Here is a 14,145-nt window from a genome sequence, read left to right on the forward strand (position 1 = left end):
CGGTGTCCCTGCCGCGGGAGCGGCGGGGGTGGGGTCAGTCGTCGGCGCCCGCGGACACCAGCGCGTCCGCACCGCCGACGATCTCACTGATCTCCTGGGTGATCTCGGCCTGGCGAGCCTGGTTGGCCTGCCGTGAGAGGTTCTTCGCCAGCTCCTCGGCGTTGTCCGAGGCCGACTTCATCGCCCGCCGCCGGGACGCCGACTCCGACGCCGCCGACTCCAGCATCGCCGCGAAGATCCGCGTCGTGACGTACTTGGGCAGCAGGGCGTCGAGGAGGGCGTCGGGCGAGGGCTCGAACTCGTACGAGGTCGGGACGCCGGAGTCGCCGGTGGTGACCCCGCGCTCCCGCTCCTCGCGCTCGTAGTCGAACTCCTCGACCTCCTCGACCTCCAGCGGGGCCATCCGCTTGGCGACCGGGATCTGCGCGAGCAGCGAGCGGAACTCGGTGTAGACGATGTGCAGTTCGTCCACCCCGAGGACGCCGTCGGCCCCGGCGCCGCTCTCGTCGTCGTCCTCACCGGCGGTGAAGGCGGCGATGAGCGCCTCCCCCACGCCCTGCGCGTCGGTGTAGTTCGGCTGCTCGGAGAACCCGGTGAAGGTCTCGGCCACCGCGCGGTTCCGGAAGGAGTAGTAGGTCTCCCCCTTCCGTCCCACCACGTAGAGGACCGGCTCCTTGCCCTCCTGGCGGAGCAGCGAGAGCAGCTCCTCGGTGCGGCGCAGCACGTTGACGTTGTACGAGCCGGCGAACCCGCGGTCGGAGGTGATGACGAGCACCGCCGCCCGACGGGCGTCCTGCCGCTCGGTCAGCAGCGGGTGGTCCAGCGACGCCGAGCCGGCCAGCGCGGACAGCACCCGGGTGATCTCCCGGGCGTAGGGCTTGGACGCCTCCACCCGGGCCTGGGCGCGCACGATGCGGGCGCCGGCGATCAGCTCCTGCGCCGAGAAGATCTTCTTCGTCGACTTCGTGGAGCGGATGCGGCGCCGCAGCGCGCGGAGGTTGCTGGCCACGGTCAGGCGCTCCGCTTGACCTGGACGCGCTCCTGGCCGCGCTCGGACGCGTCCATCGCCTCGGCCTCGTCCTCGTTGATCCGCAGCGTGGCACCTTCGGACGTCTGGAACTGGCCGTAGAACTCCTCGACCGCCCGCTCCAGGCCGGAGACGGCGTCGTCGCCGAGCGCGCGGCTCTGCCGGATCCCGTCGAAGACGCCGCCGTGGTTGCGGGCGACGTAGTCGAGGAACTCGGACTCGAAGCGGCGGACCTCCGGCACCGGGACCTTGTCGAGCTTGCCGGTGGTGCCCAGCCAGATGGATACGACCTCGCGCTCCACCGGGTAGGGCTGGTACTGGCCCTGCTTGAGCAGCTCGACCAGCCGCTGACCGCGCTCGAGCGTGGCCCGGCTGGAGGCGTCGAGGTCGGAGGAGAACGAGGCGAAGGCCTCCAGCTCGCGGTACTGCGCGAGGTCCAGCCGCAGCCGGCCGGCGACGGACTTCATCGCCTTGATCTGTGCCGAGCCGCCGACGCGGGACACCGAGATGCCGACGTTGATGGCCGGGCGGACCCCGGAGTTGAACAGACCCGTCTCGAGGAAGATCTGCCCGTCGGTGATCGAGATGACGTTGGTCGGGATGTAGGCCGACACGTCATTGCCCTTGGTCTCGACCAGCGGCAGGCCGGTCATCGAGCCGGCGCCCAGCTCGTCGGAGAGCTTGGCGCAGCGCTCCAGCAGGCGGGAGTGGAGGTAGAAGACGTCGCCGGGGTAGGCCTCACGGCCTGGCGGCCGGCGCAGCAGCAGGGAGACCGCGCGGTAGGCCTCGGCCTGCTTGGACAGGTCGTCGAACACGATGAGGACGTGCTTGCCCTCGTACATCCAGTGCTGGCCGATGGCCGAGCCGGTGTAGGGGGCGATGTACTTGAAGCCCGCGGCCTCCGACGCCGGGGCGGCGACGATCGTCGTGTACTCCATCGCGCCGGCCTCCTCGAGGGAGGCGCGGATCGCGGCGATCGTCGAGCCCTTCTGGCCGACGGCGACGTAGATGCAGCGGACCTGCTGGGCGGGGTCGCCCGTGGCCCAGGCCTGCTTCTGGTTGATGATCGTGTCGGTGACGATCGCCGTCTTGCCGGTCTGGCGGTCTCCGATGACCAGCTGGCGCTGGCCGCGGCCGATCGGCGTCATGGCGTCGATGGCCTTGATGCCGGTCTGCATCGGCTCGTGCACCGACTGCCGCTGGACGACGGTCGGGGCCTGCAGCTCCAGCGCCCGGCGGCCGGTGGTGGTGATCGGGCCGGCGCCGTCGATCGGGTTGCCCAGCGGGTCGACCACGCGGCCGAGGTAGCCGTCGCCGACCGGGACGGAGAGGACCTCGCCGGTCCGGCGGACCTGCTGGCCCTCCTCGATGCCGGCGTAGTCGCCGAGGATGACGACGCCGACCTCGCGGACGTCGAGGTTCAGCGCCAGGCCGCGGACGCCGCTCTCGAACTCGAGCAACTCGTTGGTCATGACCGAGGGCAGGCCCTCGACCCGGGCGATGCCGTCGCCGGCCTCGGTGACGATCCCGACCTCTTCCCGCGACACGTCGGGCGAGTACTCGGTGACGTAGTTCTGGATGGCACTGCGGATCTCGTCGGCGGAGATCGTCAGCTCGGCCATGGCGTGGTGTCCTCTTCCCTGCTGGGTGGTGTCTGGGTGTGGGCCGGGTCGCGGGTCAGCCGACGAGCCGTCGGCCGGCGGCCTCGAGACGGTGCGCGACGCTGCCGTCGATGACCTCGTCACCGACGCGGATGACCAGGCCACCGAGCACGCTCGGGTCGACGGTCACCTGCAGGCCGATCGGGCGGTGGTAGAGGCGACCGAGGAGCTGGGCGAGCCGCTGCTCCTGCGCGTCGGTGAGCGCCACCGCGGTCGTCACGTGCGCCACCGATTGACCGCGGCGGGTCGAGGCCGCCTCGGAGAGGCGCTCGACGACGTTCTCGGCGTGGCCGATGGCCCGCCCGGTGAGGTGGTTGCGCAGCAGCATCGCGGTGATCGGGCTGACCCGGCCCGCGAGCAGCCGGTCCAGCAGCGCGGCCCTGCCGGCGGCCGGCGCGGTGCGGTCGCTGAGGATCCGGGACAGTTCTGCATCCCCACCGACGATACGTCCGAACCGGAACAGCTCGTCCTCGACGCCGTCGAGCTCACCGCGGGCGTCCGCGGCGTCCAGCGCGGCGTCCGTGGCCAGGGTCTCGGTGGCCTCCACCAGGTCCAGCGGCCGCGACCAGCGCTGCCGGGCCGCGGTCTCGACCAGGTCGAGCGTGGCCTCGGAGACCCGGCCGGACAGCAGCCGCCGCGCGACGCCGGCCCGGTCCGAAGGGCTTCCCGCCGGGTCCGACAGCGCCCGGCGCAGCGACACCTGCCCGTCGAGCAGGCGCGCGACGGCGAACAGCTCGTCGGCCAGGGCCGCGAGCTCCTCGGGGGTCGCGGCCCGCTCCTGGCCGGTCAGGCGATCGCGGGTCCGCTCCAGCAGACCGGACGCCGGCCGGGTGATCTCGCCCTGCCGGTCCCGGACGACCGCGAGTGCCTGGCGGCTGGAGGCATCCATCAGCGGTCGCCCTGGGGCGCGTACACCGAGCTGCCGGTGGCACCGCCCCGGCCGTCCGGCGAGGCGGCGCCGGCGGCCATGCCGTCGAGCTGGTCGAGGAACCGGTCGACGGTGCCGCTGCGGCGCGCCTGGTCCTCGAGGGACTCGCCGACCACGCGGCCGGCCAGGTCGACCGCGAGCGCGCCGATCTCGCCGCGCAGCTGGTTGACGACCTGCTGCCGCGAGGCCGCCAGCTGCTCTTCACCGCGGGCCAGGATCCGCGTCGACTCCTCCTGCGCCTGGGCCCGCAGCTCCTCGAGGATCTGCTGGCCCTCGGCACGGGCCTGGTCGCGGATCTGCGCGGCCTCGGTGCGGGCCTCGGCCAGCTGGGCGCGGTACTGCTCGAGCGCCGCCTTGGCCTCGGCCTGCATCGTCTCGGCCCGCTCGATGCCGCCCTCGATCGCCTCCCGGCGGGCCCGGAAGACCTGCTCGAACCGCGGCCAGACGAACCTGGCCAGGACGAAGAAGGCGATCGCGAAGGTGATCGTCCCGATGATGATCTCCCCCACGGGGGGGAGCAGCGGGTTGGCCGACTCCGCAGCCTGGATGCTCATGCTCTGCACGTCCCTACGTCAGAGGAGTCTGGACGGGACCCAGGTCAGCCGGCGTTGCCCGGCCCGAAGATGAACGGGACGACCAGGCCGATGAGGGCCAGCGCCTCGGAGAGCGCGGCGCCGAGGAAGGCGTAGGTCCGGGTCAGGCCGGCCGACTCGGGCTGCCGGGCGGTCGCCTGGATGTAGGCGGCCCAGACGATGCCGACGCCGATGCCCGGGCCGATCGCGGCCAGACCGTAGCCGACCGAACCGATGCTGCCGACGAGCTCTGCAAGGACCATGCGGGGTGATTCCTCCTGTGTCGGTCGCCCGGGAAGGCCCCGGGCGGCTGGCTGGGGGTGGTACGTGGTGGTGCGGTCAGTGAGCGGGCTCGACAGCGCCGTTCAGATAGGTCGCCGTGAGGACGACGAAGACGTAGGCCTGCAGGACGATGACCAGCAGCTCGAAGAAGGTCATGACCAGCGCCATGAGGAAGGAGGCCGCGCCGAAGATGGGCATGATCCCGCCGGCGGTCAGCAGGTAGACCGCGCCGAGCGAGAAGACGACCAGCAGCATGTGCCCGGCGAACATGTTGGCGAAGAGCCGGACCGCGAGGGTGAACGGCCGGATCACGAAGACCTGCAGCAGCTCGATCGGCGTGACGAGGATGAGCGCCCCGATCGGCACGCCGGGCGGGATGGCGGCGTCCTTGAAGTAGCGCGCGGCCCCCTGTTCGCGGATGCCGATGTAGTTGTAGAGCACCCAGACGATCACCGCGAGCACCAGCGGGAAGGCGAACCTGGAGTTCGGCGAGATCTGCGCGAACGGGACGATGCTCATGAAGTTGTTCGCGAGGATGAAGAAGAACAGCGACGCCAGGAACGGCGCGAACGGCAGGCCCTTGGGGCCGATGACGTCGCGGGCCATGCCGTCGCGGACCAGCGAGTAGCCGCTCTCACCGATGTACTGGAGCTTGTCGGGGACCACCGACGCCTTGCGCGCGGCGAGCACCAGCAGCGTGAGGATCGCCGCGGTCGCGATCCACATGATGATCGTGATCCGGGTGATCTCGAAGTCGATGCCCAGGACCGAGAACTCGGCGACCGCCGGCGGGTAGAACTCGGCGATGGTCGGAGACTGGAAGCCGCCTTCCCCACCGCCGCCCTCGGCGGCGAGCACGTCGGCGAGCGCGTGGGCGCTGGAGGTCACCGTTGTCCCTTCTGCGTCCTGGTCGGGCTGCGTCGCCCGCCCCGGGTGGAGCCGGTGCGCCCCGACCCCTCGGCCGGGGGCAGGGCGCCGTACTTGACGACCACCAGGTAGATGGCCACCGTCAGGCCGAGGAGCACGCCGATGAGGGCGACGAAGCGGGTGCCCCACCAGCGGTCGAGCAGCAGCCCGACCCCGCCCCACACGACGATCCCCGAGAGCATGGTCCCGGTGATGCTCCACCCGATGTCGGCCCCGCTGGGCTGACGCTGGGCGGACGGTGCAGGTCGAGGTCGAGAACCCCCGCTGGAGGAGCTGTCCTCGGCCATCGGCCGGGACACTATCAGCCGCGTGTCGAGGGGCTCCCCGGCGGCAGTGGGGTTCCCCCGGTCGAGGGCGGGGCGGGTGGGGTGACGTAGTACAGCCGGCGGGTCCAGACCCAGCGCTGCTGGACGACGCTCCAGACCAACGCCCCCACGATCACCGTCCACGCCAGCGTGCGGCGGTGCACCCACCCGTCGGCCGGCAGCGACTGGAGCACGGCGGCCAGGACCAGGATCTTCACGAAGAACGAGCCGAGGGCGGCGGGCAGCGTGAAGGCGTCGCCGTGCCGCCCGGCCCAGGCGATCACCAGGCCGGACAGGGCGAAGAAGAAGGTGACGACGGCGGCGCCGAGCAGCACGGCCACGGCGGCGTCCCAGCCCGCGACCATCCCCGCGACCGGTGCGGCGACGGCGGTGAGGGCCGCGGTCACCGCCGTCCCCACGCGGAGGAAGGAGAGGTCCCAGGGGACCTGCTGCTGCTCGGTCCCGGTGACGGTCATCGGACTCCCTGGGGCGACGGCTTGCCGGCCGGGTCGGCCGGCCGGCCCTGGACGGAGGGGGCGGTGGCGCGCAGCGCCCGCGCCGTGGGGTGGTCGGCGCGGCTGCGCCGGCGCTGCGCCTCGAGCTCGGCGGCGCGCGCCTCACGGGCCGCCCGCCGGGCGCGCGGGCTGAGGACCACGACGACGCCGAGGACGAGCAGCACCGCGATGCCGACGAGCAGCTCCACCCGGCCGCCGGTGATCGACAGGCCCACCGCCCCGAAGGAGAGCAGCGCGGCCCAGAAGTACATGACCAGCACCGCGCGCCGGTGCGAGTGGCCGATGGCCAGCAGCCGGTGGTGCAGGTGCATCTTGTCCGGCGAGAACGGTGAGCGGCCGCGCAGACTGCGGCGGACGACGGCCATCACCAGGTCGATGAACGGGATGGAGAGCACCGCGATCGGCACCAGCAGCGGCAGGGCGAGCGGCAGCAGGGTCGCCGCGGAGTCGAAGGTCTGCGGATCGGCCTGCCCGGTGGCCGAGACGGCGGCCGCCGAGAGCATGAGGCCGACGAGCATCGAGCCGGAGTCGCCCATGAAGATGCGGGCCGGGCTGAAGTTGTGCGGCAGGAACCCCAGGCACGCGCCGGCCAGCACCGCGGTGATCAGCGTGGGAGCGCTGGCGATGTCGTCGTAGCCCTCGACGCCCAGGTGGTAGCTGTAGGCGAAGAAGGCCAGCGCGGCGATGGCCGAGACGCCCGCGGCCAGCCCGTCGAGACCGTCGATGAAGTTGAGCGCGTTGACGGTGAGGACCGTCAGCAGCAGGGTCAGCGGGACGCCGATGTCGGGTCCGAGCGAGAGCGTCCCGATGTCGGCGACCGGCAGGAAGACGTAGAGCAGCTGGACCCCGAGCAGCACCATCACGCCGGCGGCGGCGATCTGGCCGGTGAGCTTGGTCAGGGCGTCGAGGCCGAACTTGTCGTCGAGCACGCCCAGCGCGCAGATGAGCCCGCCGGCGACGAGGACCGCGGCGGTCTGCGAGTCGTCGAAGGTGCGCTGGAGGGCCGGCAGCCGCGTCGCCACCAGGATCGCGGCGGCGACCCCCAGGTACATCGCGACGCCGCCCCCGCGCGGAGTGGGGATGACGTGCACGTCGCGTTCGCGCGGCGCGGCCATCATGCGCAGCCGGACCGCCGCCAGCCGCACCACCGGGGTGGCCAGGTAGGTGACCAGCCCCGCGGTGAGCAGGACGACGACGTACTCGCGCATCGGTCAGGCGGGGCCGGACGGGGTCGCGCACGGGTGCGTCCTGCCGGAGACGGTGCCCCAGGAGGGGGTGATCATCGCGGCGGATCTCCCGGGGCATCGACGACGGAGTGGAGTCCCACGGTATCGCTCCGGCCCCGCGCTCACCGGGAGCGCGCGGCCATCGCGGCCGCCGCCAGGGCGTCCCCGGGCAGCGGATGGCCGCACCCGGAGTCCGGTGACGTACTGGGACGGCCACCGTCCAGATCCCGCGCCGAGCGTGCCAGGCGTGGGCAGGGGGTCCTTCTTCAGTCGACGACCTCGGGGACGACCTCGCGCAACCGGTCGACGGGGATGGCGCCGACCCGCAGCACCCGCGGGGCCGGGACGGTGCAGTCGACGATCGTGCTCGCCGCGCTCCCGGCGCGCGGGCCGCCGTCCAGCACGACGGCCGCGTGCGGTCCGAGCTGGGCGACCGCCTCGTCGGCGGTGGTCGCAGCCGGGCGGCCGGAGCGGTTCGCGCTGGAGACCGCGAGCGGGCCGGTGCGCCGCAGCAGGTCGCGGGCGATCTCGTCGTCGGGCAGCCGGACGGCGACGGTGCCCTCGGCGTCCCCCAGGTCCCAGGCCAGGGACGACGCGTGCTCGAGGACCAGGGTCAGCCCCCCGGGCCAGAAGGCCTCGGCCAGCTTCGTCGCCGACGGCGGGACGACGGTGACCAGCCCGACGAGCGTGGACGCCTCGCCGATGAGCACCGGCACCGGCATCGTGCGGCCGCGGTTCTTCGCCGCCAGCAGCGCGGCGACCGCCGGCGGGGTGAAGGCGTCGGCGGCGACGCCGTACACGGTGTCGGTGGGCAGCAGCACCAGCTCGCCGTTGCCGATCGCCGCCGCTGCGGCGTCCAGCCCGGCAGCGCGGGCGTCGGGGTCGGAGCAGTCGTAGGTCGCCGGGGACGAAGACGGAGCCACGAGCGGCGAGTCTGTCATCCCCCGGCCCGGTGCGCGGTCGTGTACCGCGGACGCCCCGCCAGGTCGGGGTGGTCCTCGACGTCGGTCCAGCCGCCGGATGCGCGCACCAGTGCGGGCAGCGCGCTCCCCTGCTGGTCGGCGTGCTCGATGCCCAGCGCGCCCCCGGGCCGCAGCAGCCGGGCGGCGGTGCGCAGCAGCCCGCGGACGACGTCGAGGCCGTCGGGGCCGCCCCACAGCGCCAGCGGCGGATCGTGGTCGGCCACCTCGCGCGGCACCGTGGCGCCGTCGGGCACGTAGGGCGGGTTGGAGACGACGAGGTCGACCCTGCCGTCGAGCTCCCGCAGCAATCCTGGGTCGGTCATGTCGCCGGACAGCACCTCGACCGGGCGGTCCCCCGCGGCGGCGCGGGCCGCCGCGTTGTGGCGGGTCCACTCGACGGCGCCCCGGTCGCGCTCGACGGCGGTCACCCGCGCCCCGGGGTGCTCGTGCGCGATCGACAGCGCGATGGCGCCCGAGCCGCTGCCGAGGTCGACGACGACCGGCTCGGCGACGCCGGTCAGTCGGGCCAGCGCCCACTCGACGAGCTGCTCGGTCTCCGGTCGCGGCACGAAGACGCCCGGACCGACGGCAAGCTCGAGGTGGCGGAACGGTGCGCGGCCGGTCAGGTGCTGCAACGGCACCCGGTCGGCACGCTGCCCCGCGAGGGCCTCGAAGCGGGCGGCGGCGTCGTCCGGCACCTCGCCGAGGGTCAGCAGACCGGTGCGCGAGACGCCGAGGACGTGGGCGAGCAGCAGTTCGGCGTCCACCCGGGGCGACTCGACGCCGGCGTCGGCGAGCCGCCGCGCCGCGTCGGTGAGCAGGTCGCGGGTGTTCAGGAGCCCGACGCCAGCAGCTCGGCGGTGTGCGCGCGGGTGAGCGCGTCGATGACCGGGTCGAGCTCGCCGTCGAGCACCTGGTCGAGGTTGTGGGCCTTGAAGCCGACCCGGTGGTCGGAGATCCGGCTCTCCGGGAAGTTGTACGTGCGCACCCGTTCGCTGCGGTCGACGGTGCGGACCTGGCTGCGGCGCTGGTCGCTCGCCGCCGCGGCGGCCTCCTCGCGGGCCGCGGCCAGCAGCCGGGAGCGGAGCACGCGCAGAGCCGACTCGCGGTTCTGCAGCTGGCTCTTCTCGTTCTGCGAGCTGACGACGATGCCGGTCGGCAGGTGGGTGATCCGGACGGCGGAGTCGGTGGTGTTCACGCTCTGCCCGCCGGGGCCCGACGAGCGGAAGACGTCGATGCGCAAGTCGTTCGGGTCGACGGTGACGTCGACCTCCTCGGCCTCGGGCAGCACGAGGACGCCGACGGCGGAGGTGTGGATGCGGCCCTGCGACTCGGTGACCGGCACCCGCTGGACCCGGTGCACACCGCCCTCGAACTTCAGCCGGGACCAGATGCCCTCGTCCGTGCGGGACTTCACCGCGATCGAGACGTCCTTGTAGCCCCCGAGCTCGGCCGGCACGGCGTCGAGCACCTCGGTGGCCCAGCCGCGTCGCTCGGCGTAGCGCAGGTACATGCGCAGCAGGTCGCCGGCGAACAGCGCCGACTCCGCGCCGCCCTCCCCCGCCTTGATCTCGAGGATGACGTCCTTGTCGTCGTCGGGGTCCTTGGGGAGGAGCAGCTCGCGCAGCTGCCCCTCGAGCTCGGGCACCCGCTGCTCGAGCGCCGCGGCCTCGGCGGCGAAGGAGGCGTCCTCGTCGGCGAGTTCGCGCGCGGCGGCCAGGTCGTCGCGGACGGCGTCGAGGGCGCGCTTGGTCTCCACCAGCGGGGCCAGTTGCGCGTAGCGACGGCCCAGCCGGCGGGCGCGGGCCGCGTCGGCGTGCACGGCGGGGTCGGCCAGTTCGGTCTCCAGCGCGGCGTGCTCGGCCAGCAGCCCGCTGAGCCGGTCAGGCGCGGCGTCGGTGCTGCTGCTCATGTGGTGGTCACCTCGGGGAGCGGCGATCCCCGCGGGGAGCGCCGGGGGGACGGGGCTGGACACGACGACGGCGCCCGCCCCACACGAGGTGGGACGGGCGCCGTCGGGGGGACTACTGGCCGGCGTTGGCGTTGCGCTTGCCGAACCGCTTCTCGAAGCGGGCCACGCGGCCGCCGGTGTCCAGGATCCGCTGCTTGCCCGTGTAGAAGGGGTGGCAGGCGGAGCAGGTCTCGACGGTCAGCGTGCCGCCGGGCGCCGTGCTGCGGGTGGTGAAGGTGTTCCCGCAACCACAGGTCACCGTGGTGGTGTGGTAGTCGGGGTGGATGCCGGGCTTCATGTCGCCTCTTCCGGTGGTCTGTGCCGTTCAGGTGGTCGAACGCCGGCGGCCGGCCGGTCATTCCGGCCGCGCAGCGGGGCTCGGTCGCTCAGTATCCCTGACGCTGGCGACGTGCTGGAACGGCCCTCCTGCAGGGGCCCCGCCCGAGCGGAGCGAGGGTCGGGGGGCAGGAAGGCCCTTCAGTCGTTCCCCGGGCCGAGGGTCGTCTTCTGGATCTGCATGAGGAACTCGATGTTGTTGCGCGTCTTGCGCAGCTTGTCGAGCAGCAGCTCCAGCGCCTGCTGCGGCTCGAGCGCGGCGAGCACCCGGCGCAGCTTGATGACGATGGCCAGCTCGTCGGGCGACATGAGGATCTCCTCCTTGCGTGTGCCCGACGCGTTGACGTCGACGGCCGGGAAGACCCGCTTGTCCGCCAGGCGGCGGTCCAGCTTGATCTCCGCGTTACCGGTGCCCTTGAACTCCTCGAAGATGACCGTGTCCATCGTCGAGCCGGTCTCGACCAGCGCCGAGGCGATGATGGTCAGCGAGCCGCCGTTCTCGATGTTGCGGGCGGCTCCGAGGAAGCGCTTGGGCGGGTAGAGCGCCGTGGAGTCGACACCACCGGAGAGGATGCGCCCGCTGGCGGGAGCCGCCAGGTTGTAGGCGCGGCCCAGGCGGGTGATCGAGTCCAGCAGCACGACGACGTCGTGCCCCATCTCGACCAGGCGCTTGGCCCGCTCGATGGACAGCTCCGCGACCGTGGTGTGGTCCGACGGCGGCCGGTCGAAGGTCGAGGCGATGACCTCTCCCTTCACCGAGCGCTGCATATCGGTGACCTCCTCGGGCCGCTCGTCGACGAGGACGACCATGAGGTGGCACTCGGGGTTGTTCGTCGTGATCGCGTTGGCGATCGACTGCAGCACCATCGTCTTGCCGGCCTTGGGCGGCGACACGATGAGCGCACGCTGGCCCTTGCCGATCGGCATGACCAGGTCGATGACCCGGGTCGTCAGCTGGTGCGGCTCGGTCTCCAGCCGCAGGCGCTCCTGCGGGTAGAGCGGGGTCAGCTTGGTGAACTCGGGGCGCTGCCGGGCCTGCTCGGGCTCCAGGCCGTTGACCGTGTCCAGCCGAACCAGCGCGTTGTACTTGTCCTTGCGCTCGCCCTCGCGGGGCTGGCGGACGGCGCCGGTGATGGCGTCACCGCGGCGCAGGCCGTAGCGGCGCACCTGCGACAGCGAGACGTAGACGTCGTTCGGGCCGGTCAGGTAGCCGGAGGTGCGGACGAACGCGTAGTTGTCCAGCACGTCGAGGATGCCGGCGACCGGCAGGAGGACGTCGTCCTCGCTGATGGTCGGCTCGTTCTGGTCGAAGCGCTCGCGGCTGTTGCCGCGGCGGTTGCGGTCCCGGTAACGGCGGCCCCGGCGGCCGCGGCCGCCCTCGAAGTCGTCGTCGTCCTCGTCGTTGCGGCTGTCGTTGCCGCGGTCGTTGCGGCTGTCGTTCCGGTTGTCGTTGCGGTTGTCCGGCCGGCCGCCGCGCTCGTTGCGGTCAGGACCGCGGGTGCCGTCCCGGTCGGTGCGGGTGCCGTCCCGGTCGGTGCGGGTGCCGTCCCGATCGGTGCGGGTGCCGCCGTCCCGGTTGCCCTCGCGCTCGCGGTTGTCGCCGCGGTCGCCACGCTGGCCGCCGTCCCGCTCGCCGCGGTTGCGCCCGCGGTCGCGGTTGCGCTGCGGACGGTCGCCCTCGGTGCGCTCGTCGTCGGTCTGCTCGGGAGCCGTACCGGCTGCCTCGGCTGGTGCCTCGGTGCGCGGCTCGGGCGCGCTGGGCGCGGACTCGACCGCCGGGGCGGTGACCTCGGCCGCCGGAGCGGTGCCCTCGGCCGCCGGCGCGCCGGCGGGCCGGCTGGCCGCGCGACGACGCCGCGGCGCGGCCTCGGTGCCCGCGTCGGGCGACGCGGTCAGGGGGCCGCCGTTGGCGCCACCGCTGATCGGGGCCTCGACCGGTGCGGCCGTGGCGGCCACACCGCGAGCGGTGTCGGCGCCACGAGCGGCCGGGATGTCGGCGGGGGCACCGCTGGTGGCGGTGCCACCGGTGCTCTCCCCACCCACCTGGCGGGCGGAGATGGCGGCGACCAGGTCGCCCTTGCGCATCCGGCCGGTGCCGGAGATGCCGAGCTCGGCGGCGAGTCGCTGCAGCTCGGGCAGCAGCATGCCGGAGAGCCCGCTGCCGCGGCGACGGGTGCGGCCCGTCGTCCCAGAAACGGCAGGTGCCTCGTCGGTGCCTGCGCTCTGCGGCGCGGTGACGAGGTCGGTGGTCTCGCTCACGTACAGGTCCTTCCCTGCGGAGACCTGCGCCTACCAGCGCAGGGGGTGATCCGGCACCTCCCGCCCGATCTTCGAGCGGACAGCAAGAGACACGGGATCCAGTGGGTGCGGAGCGCTTCTGCGGCGACGGACATCAGATCGTCTGCAACGCCCCGCGCGAGGCTCGCCCGACTGGGCGGCTACGCCGTGAGCCTAGTTCGCGCTCACGAACACGACAACACCGTGCGGTACCGGTGTGTTCCTCGTTATCGAGACGATACCTGCTGGACAGGGCGATGGACACGCGCACCGTGGACGTCCACCCCCAGGGGTAGGACGGTCCACCCCTCTGGAGTGAGTTCGACCACGTCGCGCACCCGGACGGCGGCGGCCGGGGCGTCCGCCGGGTCGTCGGGGTGCCGGCGGGTGAGCACGAGCAGGCTCGGACCGGCACCGGAGACGACGGCGGCGTGCCCGGCGGCGCGCAGCCGCTCCAGCAACCGTGCGGAGTCCGGCATCGCGGCCGCGCGCTGCCGCTGGTGCAGTCGGTCCTCGGTCGCCTCGAACAGCAGGGCCGGCTGGCTGACCAGCGCGCGCACCAGGAGCGCGGCCCGCCCGGCGTTGAAGGCGGCGTCGGCGTGCGGGACGGCGTCGGGCAGCAGGCCGCGGGCCACGTGCGTGGACAGCGTCGTGTCGGGGACGAGCACCACCGGCTGCACGTCGTCGTGGACGGGGACGGTGTCGGCGCGGGCGACCCCGTCGGTCATCCAGGACAGCGTCGCGCCGCCGAGCAGGCAGGGTGCGACGTTGTCCGGGTGTCCCTCCAGCTCCGTGGTGAGACGGAGCACCGCGTCGAGGTCGACGGCGTCGACCTCGGGGCACAGCGCCCAGGCGCCGAGGACGCCGGCGACCACGGCCGCCGCCGATGAACCCATCCCCCGTCCCTGGGGGATGCCGTTCTCGGCGACCACGCGCAGTCCCGACGGCGCCCAGCCCAGCTCGTCGCACGCGGCCCGGAAGGCGCGCACCACCAGGTGCGACTCGTCCGTGGGCAGCTCCCCCGCGCCGGTGCCGGAGACCTCGACCGCCAGGCCGGACGCGAGGACGTCGAAGGCGACGACGTCGTGGCAGGTCAGGGCGAGGCCCGCGCTGTCGAACGCCGGCCCCAGATTGGCGCTGGTCGCGGGCACCCGGATCCGCACTGCGGCCGCGTCG

The 14,145-nt window shown here is 73.3% G+C and carries 15 protein-coding genes; all 15 read right to left on the reverse strand.

Annotated features, from left to right (window positions below; translation table 11 throughout):
- Positions 1-34: 34 nt before the first annotated feature.
- On the reverse strand, positions 35-1,009 hold the full coding sequence (locus ACWIX3_RS24050; RefSeq protein ID WP_448609862.1) for a F0F1 ATP synthase subunit gamma: 975 nt from the start codon (positions 1,007-1,009) through the stop codon (positions 35-37).
- Positions 1,010-1,011: 2 nt separating this feature from the next.
- Positions 1,012-2,649: a F0F1 ATP synthase subunit alpha gene (gene atpA, locus ACWIX3_RS24055; RefSeq protein ID WP_448609863.1), complete on the reverse strand. Its 1,638-nt coding sequence runs from the start codon at positions 2,647-2,649 to the stop codon at positions 1,012-1,014.
- Positions 2,650-2,704: 55 nt separating this feature from the next.
- Positions 2,705-3,577: a F0F1 ATP synthase subunit delta gene (locus ACWIX3_RS24060; protein WP_448609864.1), complete on the reverse strand. Its 873-nt coding sequence runs from the start codon at positions 3,575-3,577 to the stop codon at positions 2,705-2,707.
- Positions 3,577-4,170 carry a F0F1 ATP synthase subunit B gene (locus ACWIX3_RS24065; protein WP_448609865.1) on the reverse strand — a complete coding sequence of 198 codons (594 nt, stop codon included), beginning with the start codon at positions 4,168-4,170 and terminating at the stop codon, positions 3,577-3,579. Before ACWIX3_RS24065 ends, ACWIX3_RS24060 begins: the two co-directional genes overlap by 1 nt.
- Before the next feature lie 44 nt (positions 4,171-4,214).
- Positions 4,215-4,451: an ATP synthase F0 subunit C gene (gene atpE / locus ACWIX3_RS24070; protein WP_091152699.1), complete on the reverse strand. Its 237-nt coding sequence runs from the start codon at positions 4,449-4,451 to the stop codon at positions 4,215-4,217.
- 76 nt (positions 4,452-4,527) lie between these two features.
- A complete protein-coding gene (gene atpB, locus ACWIX3_RS24075) occupies positions 4,528-5,358 on the reverse strand; it encodes a F0F1 ATP synthase subunit A (protein ID WP_448609866.1) in 831 nt (276 codons plus the stop codon).
- The gene (locus tag ACWIX3_RS24080; protein WP_448609867.1) at positions 5,355-5,579 is read right to left on the reverse strand and encodes a hypothetical protein; all 225 of its coding nucleotides are present in this window, start codon (positions 5,577-5,579) and stop codon (positions 5,355-5,357) included. Before ACWIX3_RS24080 ends, atpB begins: the two co-directional genes overlap by 4 nt.
- A gap of 119 nt (positions 5,580-5,698) precedes the next feature.
- Positions 5,699-6,178, reverse strand: a complete 480-nt coding sequence (locus ACWIX3_RS24085) for a hypothetical protein (protein WP_448609868.1) — start codon at positions 6,176-6,178, stop codon at positions 5,699-5,701.
- Positions 6,175-7,425, reverse strand: a complete 1,251-nt coding sequence (locus tag ACWIX3_RS24090; RefSeq protein ID WP_448609869.1) for a glycosyltransferase family 4 protein — start codon at positions 7,423-7,425, stop codon at positions 6,175-6,177. The genes ACWIX3_RS24085 and ACWIX3_RS24090 overlap by 4 nt, the downstream gene beginning before the upstream one ends.
- A gap of 284 nt (positions 7,426-7,709) precedes the next feature.
- On the reverse strand, positions 7,710-8,366 hold the full coding sequence (locus tag ACWIX3_RS24095; RefSeq protein ID WP_448609870.1) for an L-threonylcarbamoyladenylate synthase: 657 nt from the start codon (positions 8,364-8,366) through the stop codon (positions 7,710-7,712).
- Positions 8,367-8,380: 14 nt separating this feature from the next.
- On the reverse strand, positions 8,381-9,241 hold the full coding sequence (gene prmC, locus ACWIX3_RS24100) for a peptide chain release factor N(5)-glutamine methyltransferase (RefSeq protein WP_448612501.1): 861 nt from the start codon (positions 9,239-9,241) through the stop codon (positions 8,381-8,383).
- Positions 9,238-10,317, reverse strand: a complete 1,080-nt coding sequence (gene prfA, locus ACWIX3_RS24105) for a peptide chain release factor 1 (RefSeq protein WP_448609871.1) — start codon at positions 10,315-10,317, stop codon at positions 9,238-9,240. The genes prmC and prfA overlap by 4 nt, the downstream gene beginning before the upstream one ends.
- Positions 10,318-10,429: 112 nt before the next feature.
- Positions 10,430-10,654: a 50S ribosomal protein L31 gene (gene rpmE, locus ACWIX3_RS24110; RefSeq protein ID WP_091212718.1), complete on the reverse strand. Its 225-nt coding sequence runs from the start codon at positions 10,652-10,654 to the stop codon at positions 10,430-10,432.
- Positions 10,655-10,833: 179 nt separating this feature from the next.
- On the reverse strand, positions 10,834-12,951 hold the full coding sequence (gene rho, locus ACWIX3_RS24115; RefSeq protein WP_448609872.1) for a transcription termination factor Rho: 2,118 nt from the start codon (positions 12,949-12,951) through the stop codon (positions 10,834-10,836).
- A gap of 245 nt (positions 12,952-13,196) precedes the next feature.
- Positions 13,197-14,120 carry a homoserine kinase gene (gene thrB / locus ACWIX3_RS24120; protein WP_448609873.1) on the reverse strand — a complete coding sequence of 308 codons (924 nt, stop codon included), beginning with the start codon at positions 14,118-14,120 and terminating at the stop codon, positions 13,197-13,199.
- Between the last annotated feature and the right edge of the window lie 25 nt (positions 14,121-14,145).

The sequence above is a fragment of the Geodermatophilus sp. URMC 60 genome (assembly GCF_053502585.1).